The sequence below is a fragment of the Amycolatopsis tolypomycina genome, assembly GCF_900105945.1.
Classification (GTDB): Bacteria; Actinomycetota; Actinomycetes; order Mycobacteriales; family Pseudonocardiaceae; genus Amycolatopsis; species Amycolatopsis tolypomycina.
Map to the genome: position 1 here is coordinate 1,214,153 of NZ_FNSO01000004.1, position 19,227 is coordinate 1,233,379.

Here is a 19,227-nt window from a genome sequence, read left to right on the forward strand (position 1 = left end):
GCGGTTACAGCGTGGCGGCCGCCGCGGCGATCTTCGACGCGAACGTGCTCACCTCGGTGTAGACACCGGGGGCGTGCGGCCGGGCGCAGCCGTCACCCCAGCTGACGATGCCGACCTGGATCCAGGCGTTGTTGGCGTCGCGGCGGAACATCGGGCCACCGGAGTCGCCCTGGCAGGTGTCGACGCCGCCGGCGGTCAGGTTGCCCGCGCAGATCTCGGCGCTCGGGATGAGGTCGGGGTAGCTGCCGCCCTGGGCGGCGCAGGTCGAGTCGGCGACGAACGGGACGGTCGCCTTCAGCAGGTACCGCTGCTGCGCGCCGCCCTCGGTCGCCGCGCCCCAGCCGGCCACGGTGAACGTGCCCGAGTTGTACGCGGTGGTGGTGGCGATCGGCATCGTGGACAGGCCGCTCACCGGGCTGGCCAGCTTGATCAGGGCCCAGTCACCGCCGGTGGACGTGCCGTACGTCGGGGACCGGTAGACGTAGGTGGACTTGATCTTCTGCGCGCTGGTGCTCTGCAGGTCGACGACACCGACGGTCGCCGTGATCGAGGTGTTGGCGCCGGTCCGGCTGACGCAGTGCGCCGCGGTCAGCACGATCTGCTTGGTGTAGAGCGCCCCGCCGCAGCCCATGGAAAGCCGGACCATGAAGGGGAATTCGCCCTGGGCCGCTCGGGTTCCGCCCACCACGTTGGTGGACGGCGGCTCGGCGGCGGTGGCGATCGCGGGGGTGGCGAACGATGCGGCGGCGGCGACCGCGGCGACTGCGGTGGTGGCGTTTCTGAGCAGGGTGAACCAGCGCTTGGGGGCCAAGGGGATCAGTCCTTCCAGTGTCCACAGTGGAAGTGGTTGCCATGAGCGGCTCCATGACTACACCAGGTGGTCTCAGACCGGGACAACCGACTTTCTTCGGATCTTTCGGGCGGTTGGGTGATTTCTCACCGGCGGTCCGACGAACGCCGTAGGCCGAACCGCCCAGCAAGCGGGCCGCCGCGAATTCACCGGGCGTTTTCCGGCCGGAAAGGGGCCCGGCCGCAACCGGGTGATCCTCGGTGTTTCGGCGGTGTTACGCGCCACAGCGCCCGGTGGCGCACGGGGAACCCCCTAGGGTCGATTCCGTGCCGGCTCCCGCATCCCGTTCCCGCCTGTCCGCCGACGGTCCCGTCCTCGACGGGATTCCCGAGCACGGCCGGGTCCCGCGGTACTACGCCGTCAAGGTCGAGCTGCTGGCGGTGATCGCGGAACTCGGCGAAGGCGCGGTGCTGCCGACCGAACGGGAACTGTGCGACCGGTTCGGGGTTTCGCGGGCGACCGTGCGGCAGGCGGTCGCGGAGCTGGTGCTCGAGGGCAGGCTCACCCGCCGCCAGGGGAGCGGCACGTACATCGCCGCTCCGAAGCTCGTCCAGCCGCTGGCCCTGGCGAGCCGCCCGCGCGTCCGGCCGGGCCGCACCGTGATCACCCTGGAGCGGCGCCCGGCGGGCCGCGCACTGGCCGCCGACCTGCAGGTGACGTCGGACGCGGAGGTGTGCCACGTCGAGCGCGTCCTGCTGGCAGGCGAGGAGCGCGTCGGGCTCGAGTCGACATATCTCCTGGCGTCCCGCTTCCCGGACCTGCTCGCCGTGTTCGACCCGGAGCGGCCCCTCGAAGGGTGCCTGAGCGAGCGGCTCGGCGTGGTGGCCCACGGCGCCGAGGAGCGGGTCGAGACGGTGCTGGCCACCCCGCGCGAGGCGTTGCTGATCGGCACCAACCCGGCGGTGCCGATGCTGCTCACGCACCGGATCGCCTGGGGCCGGGACGGCGTGCCGTTCGAGCGGGTGCGCTCGCTCTACCGCGGCGACCGCCTCAGCTTCACCACCCGCCTGGGCCGCGCCGACTGAGAGCTGTCACGTTTCGCGCGGCCCCTTCGTCCCTCCCGCAGGCAACCAACACTGGGAGGAACGAAATGAACGTCGCACTGTGGGCCGGACAGGTTCTGCTCGCCGCCATCTTCGCCGTGTCGGGCGCGCTCAAGTCGACGATGTCGCAGCAGCGGATGCTCGAAACCGGCCAGACCGGCGCGGCCGCGTACCCGCTGCCGGTGGTCCGGTTCGCCGCGATCTGCGAGCTCCTCGCCGCGGTGGGCCTGATCCTGCCGCTGCTGCTGGGCATCGCCCCGGCCCTGACCGGCTGGGCGGCGGTCGGGCTGGCCGTGGTGATGGTGGGCGCGATGGCGATGCACAGCAGGCTGGCGATCGTGCAGCACAAGGCGGCCGAGTGGCGGAACGTCGGAGTCAACGTCGTGCTCCTCGCGGTCTGCATCTTCGTCGCCGTGGGGCGTCTCTGAGCGCCGATGCAACCCCGGGCGGGTCTGCTCCGTCTGGCGGGTATGCGTACCACGGTGAAACTGCTGGGCGCGGGCCTGCTGCTGGTCACGGCGACGGCCTGCGCGGCGAACTCCGGCGCCGGTGCCCCGGCGGGCGGCAGCACGGCACCCGAGCCGCCCCCGACGTCGGCGAGCGTGCCGGGGACGGTCACGCCGACGCTCGGCCCGCCGCCGTCCCAGACGGTCGGCCGGCCGACGCAGGGCATCGCGCCGCGCGACGACGTCATCGCCGAGACGCAGATCGACGCCCGCCTGCTGCCCGAGGGCTACCCGCGCAGCCTCACCCGCAGCCTCGACGGCCAGACGCTGATCCTGCAGGCCGAGGAGGGCGGCTGCCGCCGCATCTCGGCACGCGTCGGCGAGCAGACGGCGCAGCAGGTGGTCGTGCTGGTCGCGGTGGGGACGGCACCCAAGGGCCAGATGTGCCCGGACTACATCAAGGAGATCAAGATCCCGCTCGCCCTCGCGGCGCCGCTCGGGACGCGCACGGTCGTCCTCCGCCAGGGCTGACCACCACGAACGCTGGGAGGGCCGCCCCGGGATGCCCGCGGGTGGCCCTCCCAGACCATTCTTCGGTGCAACCTCCCGGCGCCCCCGTTCCGTCTTGGGGGCATGAGGTACTCAGCGAAGGTGGTCGGGACAGGCGCGCTCCTGCTGATGGTGACGGCCTGCGCCGGCCAGGACATGCCCACCAGCCAGCCCGCGGGGTCGACCGGCAGCGTGTCGGTCCCCGCACCGGCGTCGCCGTCGCCGTCGCCGAGTGAATCGGTGCTGCCGGCCCCGGCCGAGCCCAATCCGCCGGGCAAGCCCCGGCTGACCGTGCCCGAGGGCAGCACGCCGGTCCCGGCGGGCAAGATCGACGCGACCGCGCTGCCGGCCGGGTTCCCGCGCGAGGTGTGGACGGCCAACGGCGGCACCGTCCTCAACATCCGCGCCCAGGAAGGCGGCTGCGGCCACGCGCTCGGCGAAGCGGCCGAGCAGGCGGGCGACCGCGTCGTCGTCAACCTGAGCGAGACGAAGGCCCAGACCAACCAGATGTGCACGATGGACATCCGGTACCCGGTCATCTCGGTCACCCTGGCCGCGCCGCTGGACCAGCGGACGGTGGTGCTGAAGACCACACCTGCCCGGTAGCAGCGCCCCCCCAGGTGGGCACTTTCACGTGAAAGTGCCCACCTGGGGGCGGCACTTTCACGTGAAAGTGCCGCCTATCTCGTCGTGGTCCGGACCACTCGGGGCCGGTGGTCCGCTTTGTCGAAGTTGTCGAAAATTGTCAGTGCTCCCGCTGAACCGCCGTCGTGACCGGGCCGTGTCCCGGGGTGAGGTGGCGATCAGAGAGGAGGGGCCCCATGCCCCGGTTGAGCAGTGGCCGGCACCGCAAGCAGGCGACCGTCGGACTGGCCGCGTTGCTGGGCGTTGCCGGCATCACCGCGACCGCCATCGCGCTGAGCAGTCCCGCGGGCAACGCGGCCGAAGCGCCCAAGGAGAACTGCGGCGGGCTCGACACCGCCCTGCAGAACAACCTGAACTTCATCGCGGGCCAGCAGGCGAACCCGGACGCCCAGTCGGCCGCGCGGATCGCCAACCGCCAGGCGGTGGTGGACCTGATCCAGCAGCGGCGGCAGGTGGCGGGCTGCACGGCGAACGTCGCGGCGAACAACGGCCAGGCGGCCGCGGCGCCGGGCAACTCCGGCAACGCGCCGGGCAAGGCGCAAGCGCCCGGGCAGCAGAAGAAGCAGGAACAGGCGGCGGCCGGCGGCGCGGTGGGCGAGGTCGTGTGCCCCGGTTCGACCGTGACGCTCTCCGGCGAGGGCGGCGCCCCGGCCGCGTCGAGCAACCAGTTCCCGGCCGGAACGAAGCTGAAGGTGACCAACCTGGACAACTCGAAGTCGACGACGGTCGAGGTGACGTCGGTGTCGGGCAGCTGCACGCTGCTCAACAACGCGGCCTTCGAAGAGGTCCGGGAGCCCGGCAAGTTCCTCATCCGGCGCGCGCGGATCGAGCGCGTCGGCTGAGGCAACGGAAAAGGGGGACACCGGCGGCGGGCCGGTGTCCCCCTTTTCCTTGTGTGCTAACGGAAGCTGATCTGCAGCACCGGGTCGCCGGTGCTGGCGAAGAAGTCGTTGCCCTTGTCGTCGATGACGATGAAGGCGGGGAAGTCCTCCACCTCGATCTTCCAGACGGCTTCCATGCCGAGCTCGGCGTACTCGAGGACGTCGACCTTCTTGATGCAGTCCTGCGCGAGCCGCGCCGCCGGGCCGCCGATCGAGCCGAGGTAGAAACCGCCGTGCGCCTGGCACGCGTTCGTCACCTGCTTCGAGCGGTTCCCCTTGGCCAGCATGACGAGCGAGCCGCCGGCGGCCTGGAACTGCTCGACGTAGGAGTCCATCCGCCCGGCCGTGGTCGGGCCGAACGAGCCGGACGCGTAGCCCTCGGGCGTCTTCGCCGGGCCGGCGTAGTAGACCGGGTGGTTCTTGAGGTAGTCCGGCATCTCCTCGCCGGCGTCGAGCCGTTCGGCGATCTTGGCGTGCGCGATGTCCCGCGCGACGACCAGCGGCCCGGTGAGCGAAAGCCGCGTCTTGACCGGCAGCCGCGAGAGCTGCGCGCGGATCTCGGCCATCGGCCGGTTGAGGTCGACGGCGACGACGTCGTCGGAGAGGTCTTCCTCGGTGACGTCGGGCAGGAAGCGGGCGGGGTCGCGCTCGAGCTGTTCGATGAACACGCCGTCGGCGGTGATCTTGGCCTTGGCCTGCCGGTCGGCGGAGCAGCTCACGGCGACGCCGACGGGGCAGCTCGCGCCGTGCCGGGGGAGCCGGATGACGCGCACGTCGTGGCAGAAGTACTTCCCGCCGAACTGCGCGCCGATGCCGAACTGCCGGGTCATCTCCAGGACCTGCTGCTCGAGGCCGGTGTCGCGGAAGGCGTGGCCCAGTTCGGAGCCTTCGGTCGGCAGGTTGTCGAGGTAGCGCGCGGAGGCGAGCTTCGCGACCTTGAGGTTGAACTCCGCGGACATCCCGCCGACGACGATGGCCAGGTGGTAGGGCGGACAGGCGGCGGTGCCGAGGCTGCGCAGCTTCTCGTCGAGGAAGCGCGCGAGCCGCTTCGGGTTCAGGACGGCCTTGGTTTCCTGGTAGAGGAACGTCTTGTTGGCGCTGCCGCCGCCCTTGGCCATGAAGAGGAACTCGTACGTCGGGTCCCCTTCTTTGTGGTAGAGCTCGATCTGCGCCGGGAGGTTCGTGCCGGTGTTGCGCTCGTCCCAGAAGGTGACCGGGGCCATCTGCGAGTAGCGCAGGTTCAGCTGCTGGTAGGCGTCGAAGATGCCCTGGGAGAGGGCCCGCTCGTCGTCACCGCCGGTGAGGACGCCTTCGCCGCGCTTGCCGATGACGATGGCGGTGCCGGTGTCCTGGCACATGGGGAGGACGCCGCCGGCCGAGATGGCCGCGTTACGCAGGAGGTCCATCGCGACGAAGCGGTCGTTGCCGCTCGCCTCGGGGTCGTCGACGATGGCTCGTAGCTGCTGCAGGTGTGATGTGCGCAACAGGTGCTGGATGTCGGTGATGGCGGTGCGGGCGAGGGTGGTGAGCGCCTGGGGGTCGACTTTCAGGAACTTCCGGCCGGCGGCTTCGATGGTCTCGACGCCCTCGTCGGTGATCAACCGGTATTCGGTCTTGGTGTCCTTGCCCAGCGGGAGGACTTCGGTGTGCTGAAACGTGGTGGACGGCACTGCCAGGCTCCTTTGCCAGCTCCGGGATCGGTCCACCCTACGCAGGGTTGGGTCTTGCCTGACAGAAGCACCCGGTCACTGTGGGCCACCCCACGCGGGTGTTCGTTCGGCCGCGGGCTCGGGGAGGTCTGGCTGGGCCGGGCCGGCGGAGAAGCTGGTCGGGAGGCCGGGTCCACCCCGACGGACCCGACCTCCCGGGGAAAGCTCCCGGGTGCGTGCACACCCGGTTGCGAGGCCTGCGCCGGCACTTCGAGGCTGTCGTGACGCAGGTCATAAGTCAACGCCGCCGAACGGGTGCTGGCTGAGGGTTGCTACCCCGGCCTCTTCCGGACGAAACCCGGTTTTCGTGGAAAATTTTCGCGACTTGCCGAACGCCTGGTCAGCGGGCTGCCCACATGACCGAGGGGCGGGTGCGCAACGGCACCCGCCCCTCGTGAACGAAACGATCAGCTGGCGTAGGCGCGGAGGCGGTCCGCGCGCTCGCCCTGGCGGAGCTTCGACATGACCTCGCGCTCGATCTGGCGGACGCGCTCGCGGGACAGCCCGAAGTGCTTGCCGATCTGGTCGAGCGTGCGCGGCTGGCCGTCGTCGAGGCCGTAGCGCAGGCGGATCACGTGCTGCTCGCGGTCGTCCAGCGTCGCCAGTACGCGGCGCAGGTCGTCCTGGAGCAGGCCCGAGATCACGGCGCTCTCCGCGTCCGTTGCCTCGGAGTCCTCGATGAAGTCGCCGAGCGGGGCGTCTTCCTCCGTGCCGACCGGCATGTCCAGGCTTACCGGGTCACGCGAGTGGTCGAGCAGGTCCGAGATCTTGTGCGCCGGGATGCCCGACTCGGCCGCCAGCTCCTCGTGTGTGGCGTCGCGGCCGAGCTGCTGGTGCAGGTCACGCTTGATGCGGGCCAGCTTGTTCACCTGTTCCACCAGGTGGACCGGCAGCCGGATCGTGCGGCCCTGGTCGGCCATGCCCCGGGTGATCGCCTGCCGGATCCACCAGGTGGCGTACGTCGAGAACTTGAACCCCTTGGAGTAGTCGAACTTCTCCACCGCGCGGATGAGACCCAGGTTCCCCTCCTGGATCAGGTCGAGCAGCGGCATCCCCCGGCCGGTGTAGCGCTTGGCCAGCGAGACCACCAGGCGGAGGTTCGCCTCCAGCAGGTGGTTCTTGGCCACGTGGCCGTCGCGGACCAGCGCGGCCAGCTCGGTGCGGCGCTTGGCCGTGAGCTCCTCGGCGGTGTCCAGCATGTGCTGGGCGAACACGCCGGCTTCGATGCGCTTGGCCAGCTCGACCTCGTCGGCCGCGGACAGCAGGGCCGTCTTGCCGATGCCGTTGAGGTAGACGCGGACGAGGTCGGCGGCGGGGCTCTGGGCGTCGAGGTCGGCGTCGGTGAGCGCCCCCACGCCCAGCGTCGTCGGCTCCTCGGTCGTCTGAGCCGGGATGCGCTCGCGAATCCCGCGCGACTCGCGTTCGAGAGTCTGGACTGACATTCTGCCTCCCCGGTCACGGGCTGAACGTGCTGCTGCGGTCGTCCACCGGGTGCGTACCCGCGAACCGGGGCCTGTGGATCCCGGTACGCCGGTCCGGCCGGCTTGGCTGGACATCTGGCACAACGCTCCGGGTTCCCAAATCGTTCCCGGTCCGTCATAGAAGAAGACGGATGCCGGAGCGATCCGGTTGCTGAATCAAGGCTGAGCTTTTCCTGAGAACGTTCCGTGACCGGGGAACCTGAGAATTCCATATGAATCGGGTCAAGAAGTGAACCGCGCGGACGTGGTCTAGACCTCTACGAGAACGGTGAACGGGCCGTCGTTCACGCTGGAGACCGCCATCATCGCCCCGAACCGGCCGGTGGCCACGGTGGCGCCGCGGCCGCGCAGCCCGGCCACGACGGCGTCCACCAACGGCTCGGCGACCTCCGGCCGGGCCGCCTGCGTCCACGACGGCCGGCGCCCTTTCTTCGTGTCTCCGTAGAGCGTGAACTGGCTCACCACGAGCAGCGGCGCATTCGCCGTCGCGCATGATTCCTCGTCGCGCAACAGCCGCAGTTCGTGCAGCTTGCGTGCCATCGTGGCGGCTTTCGCGGCGTCGTCGTCGACGTGGATTCCCAGCAGCACAAGCAAACCCGGCTCGTCGATCGCGCCGACGACCGCGCCGTCGACCGTCACGTCCGCCCGCGTGACGCGGGCCGCGACCGCCCTCACCGGTCCGCCGGGACGAGCATGCCGTGCCGGACCAGCTCGCGGACGACGGGCAGCGCGGTGGCAGCCAGCTCCGAAGCGTCGAGTCCTTGCGAGAACGCGAGCAGCTCGATCAGATCCTCCAGCGGCAACGCACCCCGGCAGCCCGCCAGCAGCCGCGTCGCCAGCTCGTCGACCTCGTGCTGCCAGCCCGGCCCGTCGGTGCGGTGCAGCCGCCGGACGGTCGTCGCCCAGCCTTCGTCGCCGGGTTCGTCGACGCTTTCGAGCAAAACCGTGTCCGGGACCACAAAACGGACATCGAGCAACGAATCACCCGATTCGCGCAGCCATTCCACGCGGTCCAGCCAGCCGGCCGCCTCCGGGCCCAGCGGGTCGTCGTAGGCCTGCCGGAGGTCCTCGCACACGACGGTCGGTGTCCGCCCGGACGCCCGCCGCAGCGTGACGAACCCGAAGCCGATGCCCCGGACGTCGTTCGCGGCGAACCAGTCCAGCCACGCCGCCGCCTTGGCCCGGCCCTCCGGCGAGCGCGGGTCGAGGCCCGCGTCCCGCAGCCACGTGCCGACGTAGAGCGCCGGATCGGCGACGTCGCGCTGCACGAACCAGGCGTCGGTCTCGGCGGGCAGCCACCGGCTCACCCGGTCGGCCCAGTCCTCCTTCCCGGTGTGCAGCCACGAGGCGAGGAGGTGGCCGGTGCCGCCGTCGTCGAGGAAGCCCGGCAGCTGCCGCACGACCAGCGCGCTCGCGTCGTCGCCCGCCAGCCCGGAGTCGCGGTAGGTGTAGTCGACGCGCGCCGGGCCGACCACGAACGGCGGATTGCACACGACCTGGTCGAACTTCCGCCGCGCGACCGGCGCGAACCACTCGCCGCGGACCAGCTCGACGTCCAGCTCGTTCAGCCGGAAGGTCGCCGCGGCCAGCGCGAGCGCCCGCGCGGAGACGTCGGTGGCCGTGACGCGCTGCGCGTGCCGGGTCGCGTGCAGCGCCTGGACGCCGTTGCCGGTGCCCAGGTCGAGCAGGGTGCCGACCGGGCGGCGGCTGGTGGCGCGGATCAGCGACAGCGACGCGTGGCCGACGCCGAGCACGTGGTCCTCGGGCACGGTGTGGCCCAGCAGGTCGGCGTCGAGGTCGGACACGACCCACCACGAGCCTTCCTCGTCGCCGTGCGGCCGGATGTCCAGCGCGGCCCGGTAGCCACCGTCGACGGCCGACAGCACGCCGGCGGCGACGGCGTCCTCGACGGCGAGTGGCGCGAAGGCGGCCTTGACGGCGGTCTCGGGCTCGGTGCCGCCCAGCAGGAACAGCCGGATCAGCGTGCCGAGGTCGCCGGCGTCCCGGCTGGCGCGCTCGGCGGGCACCGGCTCGCCGCGGCCCAGCGCCGCGTGCGCGGCCCCGCCGAGGGCGCCGACCACGCCGTCGGCGTCGTAGGAGGTGCGCCGGAAGGCCTCGCGCAGCCGCGCGCAGACGTCGTCGGACAGGTCGGGCAATCCACTTCGCGTGCTCACGGTGGGTAATGCTGCCACGATGACCCCCGTGACCCTTGAACGCGTCCTCGCCCCGCTCGACGCGGCGCTGCCCGAACTCGAAGCGCTGTACATCGACCTCCACCGGCACCCGGAGCTGTCCTTCGCCGAGACCCGCACGGCGGCCGAGCTGGCCCGGCGGCTGGAGGGCGACGGCTACGAGGTGCACACCGGCATCGCCGGCACCGGCGTGCTGGGCGTGCTGCGCAACGGCGAGGGACCCACGGTGCTGCTGCGGGCCGACATCGACGCGCTGCCGGTCGAGGAGAAGACCGGGCTGTCGTACGCGAGCACCGCCCGCGGCACCGACGAGCACGGAACCGACGTCCCGGTCATGCACGCCTGCGGGCACGACATGCACGCCACCTGGCTCTCCGGCGCCGCCGCGCTGCTCGCGAAGGGCCGCGACACCTGGGCCGGCACGCTGCTCGTGGTGTTCCAGCCGGGCGAGGAGGGCGCGGGCGGCGCGTCGGCGATGGTCCGCGACGGCCTGTTCGACATCGCCGGCAAACCCGACGTCGTGTTCGGGCAGCACCTGGTGCCCGGTCCGGCCGGCTGGGTGCTCACCCGGCCCGGCGTGATCATGGCCGCCACCGACACGCTGCGCGTCACCCTGCACGGCCGCGGCGGGCACGGCTCGCGCCCGGAAACCACCGTCGACCCGGCCGTGCTGGCCGCGTCCGTGGTGCTCAAGCTGCAGACGATCGTCTCGCGCGAGATCGCCGCCACGGACTCGGCCGTGGTCACCGTGGGTTCGCTGCACGTGGGCACCGCGAGCAACGTCATCGCCGACGACGCTGTCATGGAGGTCAACGTCCGGTCCTTCGACCAGGCCGTGCGCGAGCGGGTGCTGGCCGCGGTCGAGCGGATCGTCCACGGTGAGGCGGCCACGGCCGGCGCGCCGAAGCCGCCCGAAATCGAGCGGTCCGGCGCCTACCCGGTGACCGAGAACGACGAGGCCGCCAACGACGCGCTCACCGAGGTCTTCCGCGGCCACTTCGGCGCCGACGTCGTGTACCCGGCGCCGCTGATCACCGGCAGCGAGGACTTCAGCGAGTTCGGCCGGGCGGCCGGCGTGCCCTCGGTGTTCTGGCTGGTCGGCGGCTTCGACCCGCAGACGGTCATCACGGCGATGACCGAGGGCCGGTTCGAACGCGACATCCCGTCCAACCACTCGCCGCGGTTCGCGCCGATCCTGCACCCGACCCTGCGCACGGGTATCGAAACCCTGGTCGTCGCCGCGTTGAGCAAGTTGCGTCACCCCGGTGTCGGATGAACCGCGCAAGTGGGACGATGGACGGTGGAGGTGGTGCAGTGACCACGCCCGCCAAGGACTCGGACCCGGTGCTGATCACCGGGGCGGCCCCGTCGTACGAAGAGCAGTTCGCCGCCCGCAAGCGCAAGTACGTGATCATGATGGCCTGCCGGATCCCGTGCCTGATCCTCGCCGGGCTGACCTACCACACGTGGTGGCTGGCGCTGGGGTTCCTCGCGATCTCGGTGCCGTTGCCGTGGGTGGCGGTGCTGATCGCCAACGACCGCCCGCCCCGCAAGTCCGAGAAGGTCGCGACCTACCAGCACGAGGCGAAGACGATCGAAAGCACCAGCCACCGCGTGATCGACGGCTGAGAAAACGGCACTTTCACGTGAAAGTGCCGTCCCCAGTGGGCACTTTCACGTGAAAGTGCCGCTCAGGCCGGCTGCGGCCCGACCTTCCCGACGGCCAGCGCGCCCAGCCGCGTCCCGTGCCGCAGGACGTCCACAGTGGAATCCCCGGCCAGCCAGCCGACGAGCACGCCCGCGTCGAAGGCGTCGCCCGCGCCGGTCGAGTCGAGGCACTCGGCCTCGACCGCCGGGACGCTCGTGACGCCGCTGTCGTCGACCCAGCTGGCGCCCTTCAGGCCCGCGGTCACCACGACCGCGCCGACCGTGCCGAGCAGTTCCTTCGCGCTCGTCGGGTCGGCCGAGCCGGTCAGCGCGACCAGTTCCTCGGTGTTCGGCATCAGCAGGTCGACGCCGCGGACGTCGGCCAGGAACGCCGCCGGGTCCGTGATGTGCGCGGCGGCCTGGGGGTCGACCGACGTCGTCAACCCCGCTTCGCGAGCCGCCGCCAGCGCGGCGAGACCGGCCGCCCGCGACGGCGGGTCGAGCAGCACGTATCCGGACAGGTGCAGGTGGCTCGCCCCTTCGAGTGCCTCGGGCGTGACGTCCTCGGGCGCGAAACGCTGGTTCGCGCCGCGGTCGGCGAGCATGCTGCGCTGCCCGGACCCGTCGACCATGACGACGACGCAGCAGGTCGGCGCCTCGGCGTCGACGGCGAACGCGCACCGCACGCCTGCCGCCTCCAGCTCGGCCCGGATGAGCCGGCCGCCCGGGTCGTCGCCGATCCGGGCGAGCAGCGTCGTCTCCGCGCCGAGGTGCCGCAGCCACAGGGCCGTGTTGGCGCCCGAGCCGCCGCCGGTGAAGCGGATCTTCGCGCGGGCGTCGCCGCCGTGCGGCAACGGCTTGTCGTGCCGGGCGATCACGTCCAGTGCCGCGTCGCCGACCACCACGATCCCGGTCATGCCAGCGCCACCGCGACCTCGGTGGCGAGCTTGGCGTTGTTCAGCACCAGTGCTTCGTTCGCGTCGATGCTCACGCCGCCGCTGGCGGTGTGGAAGTGCTCCAGCAGCACCGGCGTGACGTCGGCGCCGTGCACGCCCTGCTCCTCGACGAGCGCGAGGCCCTCGGCGAGCAGCCGGTCGTGCAGTTCCTTGTCCATTTCGGACGCTTCGGGGATCGGGTTGGCCAGCAGGACACCGGAACCCGCGTACGCGCGGTGCGCGTCGATCACGGCGGCGGCCTGCTTCGGGTCGTCGACCCGCCAGCCGACCTGGTGCCCCGACGAACGCAGGTAGAACGCGGGGAAGTCGTCGGTGCGGTAGCCCAGCACCGGCACCGAGTTCGTCTCCAGCACCTCGAGGGTGGCCGGGATGTCGAGCACCGACTTCACGCCGGAGCAGACGACCACGGTCGGCACCTTCGCGAGCACGCCGAGGTCGGCCGAGACGTCCCAGGACTGCGCCGCGCCGACGTGCACGCCGCCGAGCCCGCCGGTGGCGAACATGCCGATCCCGGCCGCGGCGGCCAGCGCCGACGTGCTCGCCACCGTCGTCGCGCCCGAGCGGCCGAGGCCGGCAGCCGGGCCGAGGTCGCGCAGCGAGAGCTTGTCCAGGCCGGCGTCCGGCGCGCAGACGCGCTCGAGCTCGGCGGGGGAGAGGCCGACGACGACCCGGCCGTCGAGCACCGCGATCGTGGCCGGGACGGCGCCGCCGTCGCGGACCACGCCTTCGAGGCGGCGGGCGACGTCGAGGTTGCGGCCCGGCGGCAGGCCGTGGGACAGGATGGTGCTCTCCAGCGCGACGACGGGGTGCCCGTCACGCAGCGCCGAGGCGACCTCTTCGTGCAGCGAGAGTGCGGTAGTCACGAGGGACCATCATCGGTGATCGGTCCGCTCGCCGCGCCAGTGGGTCAGCTCGGTGGTGAGGTTCCGTTCGGCGGCGCTCGCCCAGCGTGTTCGCGCGGCTTCGCTGCGGTAGAGCTCGCGCGCGAGCATTCCTTCCAAGACGGCGATGCGCCCTTGGCGCCAGACGTCGTCGGGGTACTTCGCGTACTCCTCGCGCACTGCGCGGGCGTAGGCCGCGTACTGCTCTTCGGCCGCGCCGAGGATCGCCAGGTCGGCGTCGAGCAGGGCGGTGGCCAGGAGGTCGTCGGGCGGTGCGTCGTGGCCGATCGTGGCGAGGATCAGGCTTTCGACGCGCTCGACGTGTGCTTCGGCCACGCCTTCCAGCGCTTCGCGAGCCCACTTCGCGCTGGCGCGTTCGTCTTCGCCGGGCTTCGCGTCGTACACGACGTCGTGCGTCCAGGCCGCGACGGCGACGATCGCGCGGTCGGTGTCGCCGAGGCCTTCGGCCAGCCAGGCGGAGTCGCGCGCGACGGCGGCCGCGTGGTCCAGGGTGTGGTAGCGGCGGTGGGGCTCGGTGTAGCGGGCTTCGAGCCGCGGCCAGGCGTCGGACGTGCCGCCGAGCTTGCCGATCGCGTCCGGCCAGCGCATCAGTCGAAGATCCCGCGTGGCCGGGCGAGGAGGTCGAGCCAGTCCTCGAGCTGCTTCTCCCAGTTGACGTCCGGCTTCATGGTGAACATCCCGAGGAAGTCCTGGCCGCGGCCGCCGAAGCCGCCGGTCTTGCTCACCCGGACCCGCTTGGTGACCTCGAGCACGACGTCGGTGCGTTCGGCCGACGTCAGGAAGGTGACCGCGACCTGGGAGAAGACGCTCGCGAAGCGCGGTGAAGGCGTGAAGCGGATCTCCTGGAAGAACGGCAGCTGCTGCCGGGCGCCGTCGACCCGGCCCTGCTCGAGGACGGCCTCGCGGAAGGTGAAGCCGATCCGGCTGAGGGCGTCGAGGACCCGCTTCTGGGCCGGGAGCGGCTCGATCGCGACGGCGTCGGCGTCGAACGGGTCGCTGACCGCGGCGGCCAGATCGAGCTCGGCCCGCACGCCGACGGCCATGCCGGCCAGCGGCTTGGCGTAGACGCTGGTCACCGGCGTCTCCCAGGGCAGTGGCACCTCGAACGGCACCCGGACCTGCTGCCCGGCCCGGATGACCTCGCTGCCAACTAGCTGCTGGGTGCCGAAGGGGAGGTCTTCGGTCTTGCCGCCGGGCAGCTGGACACGGGCCAGCAGCGTCACCGCGAGCCCGTTGATCTCCTGGTCGACCTCGCCGCCGAGCAGCAGGACCTCGCCGTGGAGGGGGCGGCCGGGGGCGGCGGTGGCGTCCAGCAGCCGGGCGTCGATCCGCGCCCCGCCCGAACCGAACGTCGCGAGCACCTTCTGGAACATGCCGTGGATCCTGCCAGGCCGGAGACGTTTCGCGCGGGGACTCGGGCACAATGGACGGGTGAGCACCGAGACGCTGACGAAGCCGGAAACCACGCCCGAGGGCACGGACACCACCGACGACGACTCGCCGAAGATGTTCCACTACGTGAAGAAGAACAAGATCGCCGAGAGCGCGGTCATGGGCACTCACGTGGTGGCGCTTTGCGGCGAGGTCTTCCCGGTGACGAAGTCGCCGAAGCCCGGGTCGCCGGTCTGCCCGGCCTGCAAGGAGATCTACGACAGTCTCCGTCCGGGCAGCTGAGCCGGGCCTGAGGTCCCCGGCGGGTGTCCTCGCCGGGGCTTTCTGCTGTCCGGAATCGGACAAGATGTCGAACAAACGTGAATAACCTTCATTCGGCGGGTGTGCTCGTCGGGGCAGGCCTGGTAAATCCTCCCGAGCCAGGTCCCCTCACCCACCGGAGTCGCACATGCGCAGAACCGGGATCGTGCTCACCCTCGCCGCCTTGCTCGCCGTGGTCTCGCCCGCGCTGGCCCAGGCCGTCACCGGCTGGACGGAGGTCGGCTCCGACAACGCCCGTGCCCTCGACGAGAGCCAGGGCCTCGCGACGATCGTGCGCCCGTCGGGCACGACGATCCGCTACACCGGGATCGGCACGATCCCGGCCGACCTGAACTCGCAGGGCTGGAACCACGTCGGCGACCCGGGCTCGGCCCAGGGCTGGTACGTCGAGCCCTACCAGCGTGACGACCGCGGCGCGAAGCTCTTCCGCGTCCAGGCCCCGGACGGCTCGTGGGCCAACTACAAGCACGCCCTCGAGTCGTGGGAAGCGAACAACAACTCCTTCGCCGCGGTGTCGCCGGACGCCCGCTGGCTGGTGGCGGGGGAGTGGGGCACCATGAGCCGGCTCCTGGTGCACCCGATGCCCGGCGTGGTCGCCACGAACCCGGCGCAGAACCTGCCGATGGCCGGCACGATCCGCCTGGACCACGCGGTCCGCGACGTCCAGGGCTGCGACTTCCAGACGGCGACCCGCCTGCTCTGCGCGTCCGACGACCCGGACGGCAGCCTCTTCGGCACGACGAAGCCGCTCCTCCAGGTCGACCTCGCGGGTCCGCTGAACGGTTCGGATGTCACCGGCCACGTCACGTCCCTGGGTCAGCTCCCGCTCCGCAGCGGCTGCTCGGGCTCGTTCGAGGTCGAGGGCATCGACTTCGACGAGCGCGACAACACCCTCCGCGTGGTGGTCATGTCCCCGAGCATCTGCATCTTGTTCGACAGCAAGACCTACCGCTTCCAGCAGCGCTGACACACGCAGGCCGGGCACTTTCACGTGAAAGTGCCCGGCCTGCGGTTCGCCATGGTGGGCACTTTCACGTGAAAGTGCCCCCCGGGTCAGGCGGTGGGGGTGGGGTCGAGGGACTCCGTTTCCGGGGCCTGGGCCGGGGTTCGGCGGGCTTCGCGGCGGGCGCGACGGCGTTCCTTGCGGGTCTCGACCATCGTGTAGAGGGTCGGGACGAGGACCAGGGTCAGCAGCGTCGAGCTGACCAGGCCGCCGATCACCACGATCGCCAGTGGCCGGCCGATGAAGCCGCCCTGGCCGGTGATGCCCAGTGCCATCGGGACCAGCGCGAAGATGGTTGCCGCGGCGGTCATCAGGATCGGGCGGAGCCGGCGGCGGCCGCCTTCGGTGACGGCGTCGGAGACGCTCATCCCCTCCGCGCGGTACTGGTTGATCAGGTCGATCAGCACGATCGCGTTCGTCACGACGATGCCGACCAGCATCAGCATGCCGATCAGGGCCGGCAGGCCCAGGGCGGTGCCGGTGGCCAGCAGCAGCCCGATCGCGCCGGTCGCCGCGAACGGGATCGAGACCAGCAGGATCAGCGGCTGGATCAGGCTCCGGAACGTCGCCACCATGATCAGGAACACGATCGCGATGGCCGCGAGCAGCGCCAGGAACAGGTTCGAGAACGCCTCCTGCTGGTCCTGGCTGACGCCGCCGAGCGAGTACGCCGCGCCGCCGGTGAACGTCAGGCCGTCCAGTTTGGACTTGATGTCCGCGGTGGTCTTGGTCAGGTCGTCACCGGTGTTCTTCGCCGTCACCGTGGTGCTCAGGTCGCCGCCGGTGCGGTGCACCGCGGCTGGGCCGTCCACAGTGGACACGCGAGCCACCTCGTCGAGCCGGACGACGCCGGCCGGGCCCGGGATCGGCAGGGCCTTGACCTGGTCGACCGTGACCGGAGCCGTGCCGGCGCGCAGGACGATGTCCGTGCGCTGCCCGTCGACCGGCAGCTGCGTCACCGTGCGGCCGGCGATCGCCTGGTTGGCGACCTGCCCGATGGTGCTCGCCGACAGCCCGCGCGCGGCGGCCGCGGCGTCGTCCACCTCGACCTGCACCCGCGGCGAGCCGACGCTCAGGTCGCTCGACACCTCGGTGAGCCCGGCCACCCCGCCCAGCGCCCGCACCACCTGGTCGGACGCCGGCTTCAGCGCGGCCTCCGACGGCGCGGTGACCGTCACCGAGACCTGGTCGGAGTTGAACCCGGACGCGTCCGCCCCGATCTTGATCTCGCCCAGCTCGGGCCGCGACGTCAGCTTCGCGCGCAGCCGGTCCGACAGCGAGTTCAGATCGGTGTCCTTGGCGACGGTGACGGAGATGCTCGTGTTGGTGCCGCCGCCGAAGCCGAACGCCCCGCCACCACCGATGCTGACCTGGTACGTCTGCACCGCGGGCTCGGCCGCGAGGGCCTGCTCGACCGCCGTGGCCGCCTTTTCCTTCGCCTCGACGCTGGTGCCGGCGGGCAGCTTCTGCGTCATGTTCAGCGTGGTGCCGCCGGAGGAGTCGAGGAAGTTCGTGTTGAGCCGCGTCGCGAGCCCGACCGTGCCGGCGAAGATCAGCAGGGCCAGCAGCACGACGGTCAGCCGCCGCCGGGTCGCGAACCGGATCACCGGCAGGTACGCGCGCTGCAGGATGCTGCGGCGTTCCCGCTCGACGGCCGCCTCGCGCGCCCGCTCGGCTTCGACGGCGTCCGCCGGCACCGCGGGCCGCTTCAGGAACCAGTACGCCAGCACGGGAACCACGGTCAGCGACACGAGCAGCGACGCCAGCAGCGCCACCGTCACGGTGATCGCGAAGGGCGAGAACAGCTCCCCGACGAACCCGCCGACGAACGCGATCGGCAGGAACACCGCGACGGTCGTCAGCGTGGACGACGTCACCGCGCCGGCCACCTCGCGGACGCCGTCGAGCACCGCCCGGTCCTTCTCCTCGCCGTACGCCAGGTGCCGTTTGATGTTCTCCAGCACGACGATCGAGTCGTCGACCACCCGGCCGATCGCGATGGTCAGCGCGCCGAGGGTGAGCAGGTTGAGCGACAGGTCGCCGGTCCACAGGGCGATCAGCGCGACGACGACCGACAGCGGGATCGACACCGCGGTCACCAGCGTCGAGCGCACCGACAGCAGGAACAGCAGGATGACGACGACCGCGAAGGCCAGCCCCAGCAGGCCTTCGGTGGTCAGGCCGCTGATCGCGTCCTTCACCGGGGTGCCCTGGTCGAACACGACGCTCATCTCGGCGCCGGTCTTCTTCGCCAGGTCCGGCAGCTTGTCGCGGACGGCGTCGGAGATCGCGACGGCGTTCCCGTTGTCCACCATGGTGATCGAGAGGCCGAGGCTGGGCTTGCCGTTGGTGCGCGTGATCGACGTCGGCGGCGCGAACCCGGGCTGGACGTCGGCGACGTCACCCAGCTTCACCGGACCGCGCCCCCGCGCGGCCGCACTCGGCGTCAGGTACAACCCGCGGAGACTGTCCACAGTGGTCTGCCCGCCGCCGACCTGCACCGACAGCGTCTTGCCGTTCTCGGTCAGGGTCCCGGCCGGCACCGCGGCCCCGGCCGTCTGCAGCGTGGTCGCGATCGACGCGGGGTCGACGCCGGCGGCGGCGAGCTTGGCGTAGTCGAGCGTGATCGTGACGCGCGGCTGCTGCACGCCGGTGACGGTGACCGTGCGGACGCCGTCGATCTTCCGCAGCTCGGGCGCGACCTGGTCGGTCAGCGCGGGCGCGAGCTGCTGCGGGTCGCCCGTGGTGCCCGCGGCGACCAGCACGACCGGCAGGTCGTCGGTGCTGCCCGCGGACACGGCGGGCTCGGTGTTCTGCGGCAGCCGCGGCCGGACCTGGTTGACCACCTGCTGGATCTGCGAGACGGCGGCGTCGATGTCCGTGCCGAACTCGAACTGCGCGACGACCCGCGAAACGCCGTCCGACGACGTCGAAGTGACCTGTTCCAGGCCCTTCAGCCCCTGGAGCCCGCCTTCGAGCGGCTCGGAGACCTGCCGGTCGACCGCGTCCGGCGACGCCCCCGGGTACGCCGTGACGATCTGTGCCTGCGGGAACTGCAGTGACGGGAAGAGCTGCTGCTTGAGCTGCGGCAGCGCGAAGGCGCCGAAGCCGACGACGACCAGCGCGAGCAGGCCGATCAGGCTCCGGTTGCGCAGGCTCGATCTGGCCAGCACGGACATGACGTGAAAACCCCCTCGGGAATGAATGGCC

General features: G+C 71.5%; 19 protein-coding genes. 9 read left to right on the forward strand and 10 right to left on the reverse strand.

Annotated features, from left to right (window positions below; genetic code table 11):
* Window positions 1–4: 4 nt before the first annotated feature.
* Window positions 5–811 carry a S1 family peptidase gene (locus BLW76_RS16325; RefSeq protein ID WP_091308019.1) on the reverse strand — a complete coding sequence of 269 codons (807 nt, stop codon included), beginning with the start codon at window positions 809–811 and terminating at the stop codon, window positions 5–7.
* Window positions 812–1,116: 305 nt separating this feature from the next.
* Here BLW76_RS16325 and BLW76_RS16330 point away from each other — a divergent pair, with 305 nt between their 5' ends.
* The 5 genes from BLW76_RS16330 (at window position 1,117) to BLW76_RS16350 (ending at window position 4,375) form a co-directional block, all read left to right on the forward strand.
* The gene (locus tag BLW76_RS16330) at window positions 1,117–1,875 is read left to right on the forward strand and encodes a GntR family transcriptional regulator (RefSeq protein WP_091308023.1); all 759 of its coding nucleotides are present in this window, start codon (window positions 1,117–1,119) and stop codon (window positions 1,873–1,875) included.
* Between the two features lie 65 nt (window positions 1,876–1,940).
* Window positions 1,941–2,321, forward strand: a complete 381-nt coding sequence (locus tag BLW76_RS16335; RefSeq protein WP_091308027.1) for a DoxX family protein — start codon at window positions 1,941–1,943, stop codon at window positions 2,319–2,321.
* 42 nt (window positions 2,322–2,363) lie between these two features.
* The gene (locus BLW76_RS16340) at window positions 2,364–2,870 is read left to right on the forward strand and encodes a DcrB/PsbP domain-containing protein (RefSeq protein ID WP_244170182.1); all 507 of its coding nucleotides are present in this window, start codon (window positions 2,364–2,366) and stop codon (window positions 2,868–2,870) included.
* A 102-nt stretch (window positions 2,871–2,972) separates the two neighbouring features.
* Window positions 2,973–3,494 (forward strand): hypothetical protein, encoded by a 522-nt coding sequence (locus BLW76_RS16345; RefSeq protein ID WP_244170183.1) that lies wholly within the window; start codon window positions 2,973–2,975, stop codon window positions 3,492–3,494.
* A gap of 215 nt (window positions 3,495–3,709) precedes the next feature.
* Window positions 3,710–4,375 (forward strand): RlpA-like double-psi beta-barrel domain-containing protein, encoded by a 666-nt coding sequence (locus BLW76_RS16350; RefSeq protein WP_091308033.1) that lies wholly within the window; start codon window positions 3,710–3,712, stop codon window positions 4,373–4,375.
* Window positions 4,376–4,431: 56 nt separating this feature from the next.
* Here BLW76_RS16350 and BLW76_RS16355 read toward each other — a convergent pair whose 3' ends face one another.
* From BLW76_RS16355 to BLW76_RS16370, 4 genes are all read right to left on the reverse strand, one after another.
* Window positions 4,432–6,084, reverse strand: coding sequence for a fumarate hydratase (locus tag BLW76_RS16355; RefSeq protein ID WP_091308036.1), 1,653 nt, complete (start codon window positions 6,082–6,084; stop codon window positions 4,432–4,434).
* 446 nt (window positions 6,085–6,530) lie between these two features.
* Window positions 6,531–7,565, reverse strand: a complete 1,035-nt coding sequence (locus BLW76_RS16360; protein ID WP_091308038.1) for a sigma-70 family RNA polymerase sigma factor — start codon at window positions 7,563–7,565, stop codon at window positions 6,531–6,533.
* A 288-nt stretch (window positions 7,566–7,853) separates the two neighbouring features.
* Window positions 7,854–8,279, reverse strand: coding sequence for a D-aminoacyl-tRNA deacylase (dtd, locus tag BLW76_RS16365; protein ID WP_091308041.1), 426 nt, complete (start codon window positions 8,277–8,279; stop codon window positions 7,854–7,856).
* Window positions 8,276–9,778, reverse strand: coding sequence for a DUF7782 domain-containing protein (locus tag BLW76_RS16370; RefSeq protein ID WP_208613307.1), 1,503 nt, complete (start codon window positions 9,776–9,778; stop codon window positions 8,276–8,278). Before BLW76_RS16370 ends, dtd begins: the two co-directional genes overlap by 4 nt.
* A gap of 28 nt (window positions 9,779–9,806) precedes the next feature.
* Here BLW76_RS16370 and BLW76_RS16375 point away from each other — a divergent pair, with 28 nt between their 5' ends.
* Window positions 9,807–11,072 carry an amidohydrolase gene (locus BLW76_RS16375; RefSeq protein ID WP_091308045.1) on the forward strand — a complete coding sequence of 422 codons (1,266 nt, stop codon included), beginning with the start codon at window positions 9,807–9,809 and terminating at the stop codon, window positions 11,070–11,072.
* A gap of 17 nt (window positions 11,073–11,089) precedes the next feature.
* Window positions 11,090–11,425 (forward strand): DUF3099 domain-containing protein, encoded by a 336-nt coding sequence (locus BLW76_RS16380; RefSeq protein ID WP_167384626.1) that lies wholly within the window; start codon window positions 11,090–11,092, stop codon window positions 11,423–11,425.
* Between the two features lie 62 nt (window positions 11,426–11,487).
* Here BLW76_RS16380 and BLW76_RS16385 read toward each other — a convergent pair whose 3' ends face one another.
* Genes BLW76_RS16385 through BLW76_RS16400 form a run of 4 tightly spaced genes read right to left on the reverse strand, consistent with a single transcriptional unit; the run spans window position 11,488 to window position 14,674 of the window.
* Window positions 11,488–12,360 (reverse strand): carbohydrate kinase family protein, encoded by an 873-nt coding sequence (locus BLW76_RS16385; protein WP_167384627.1) that lies wholly within the window; start codon window positions 12,358–12,360, stop codon window positions 11,488–11,490.
* Window positions 12,357–13,262, reverse strand: coding sequence for a pseudouridine-5'-phosphate glycosidase (locus tag BLW76_RS16390; RefSeq protein ID WP_091308049.1), 906 nt, complete (start codon window positions 13,260–13,262; stop codon window positions 12,357–12,359). Before BLW76_RS16390 ends, BLW76_RS16385 begins: the two co-directional genes overlap by 4 nt.
* Before the next feature lie 9 nt (window positions 13,263–13,271).
* A complete protein-coding gene (locus tag BLW76_RS16395) occupies window positions 13,272–13,889 on the reverse strand; it encodes an HD domain-containing protein (RefSeq protein ID WP_091308050.1) in 618 nt (205 codons plus the stop codon).
* Window positions 13,889–14,674, reverse strand: a complete 786-nt coding sequence (locus tag BLW76_RS16400) for a sporulation protein (RefSeq protein WP_091308052.1) — start codon at window positions 14,672–14,674, stop codon at window positions 13,889–13,891. Before BLW76_RS16400 ends, BLW76_RS16395 begins: the two co-directional genes overlap by 1 nt.
* Before the next feature lie 58 nt (window positions 14,675–14,732).
* Here BLW76_RS16400 and BLW76_RS16405 point away from each other — a divergent pair, with 58 nt between their 5' ends.
* Window positions 14,733–14,975: a DUF3039 domain-containing protein gene (locus tag BLW76_RS16405; protein ID WP_167384628.1), complete on the forward strand. Its 243-nt coding sequence runs from the start codon at window positions 14,733–14,735 to the stop codon at window positions 14,973–14,975.
* A 166-nt stretch (window positions 14,976–15,141) separates the two neighbouring features.
* Window positions 15,142–15,981 (forward strand): hypothetical protein, encoded by an 840-nt coding sequence (locus BLW76_RS16410; protein WP_167384629.1) that lies wholly within the window; start codon window positions 15,142–15,144, stop codon window positions 15,979–15,981.
* A gap of 86 nt (window positions 15,982–16,067) precedes the next feature.
* Here the strand turns inward: BLW76_RS16410 and BLW76_RS16415 are convergent, their stop codons facing one another.
* Window positions 16,068–19,196, reverse strand: coding sequence for an efflux RND transporter permease subunit (locus BLW76_RS16415; protein ID WP_091308056.1), 3,129 nt, complete (start codon window positions 19,194–19,196; stop codon window positions 16,068–16,070).
* Window positions 19,197–19,227: the final 31 nt, after the last annotated feature.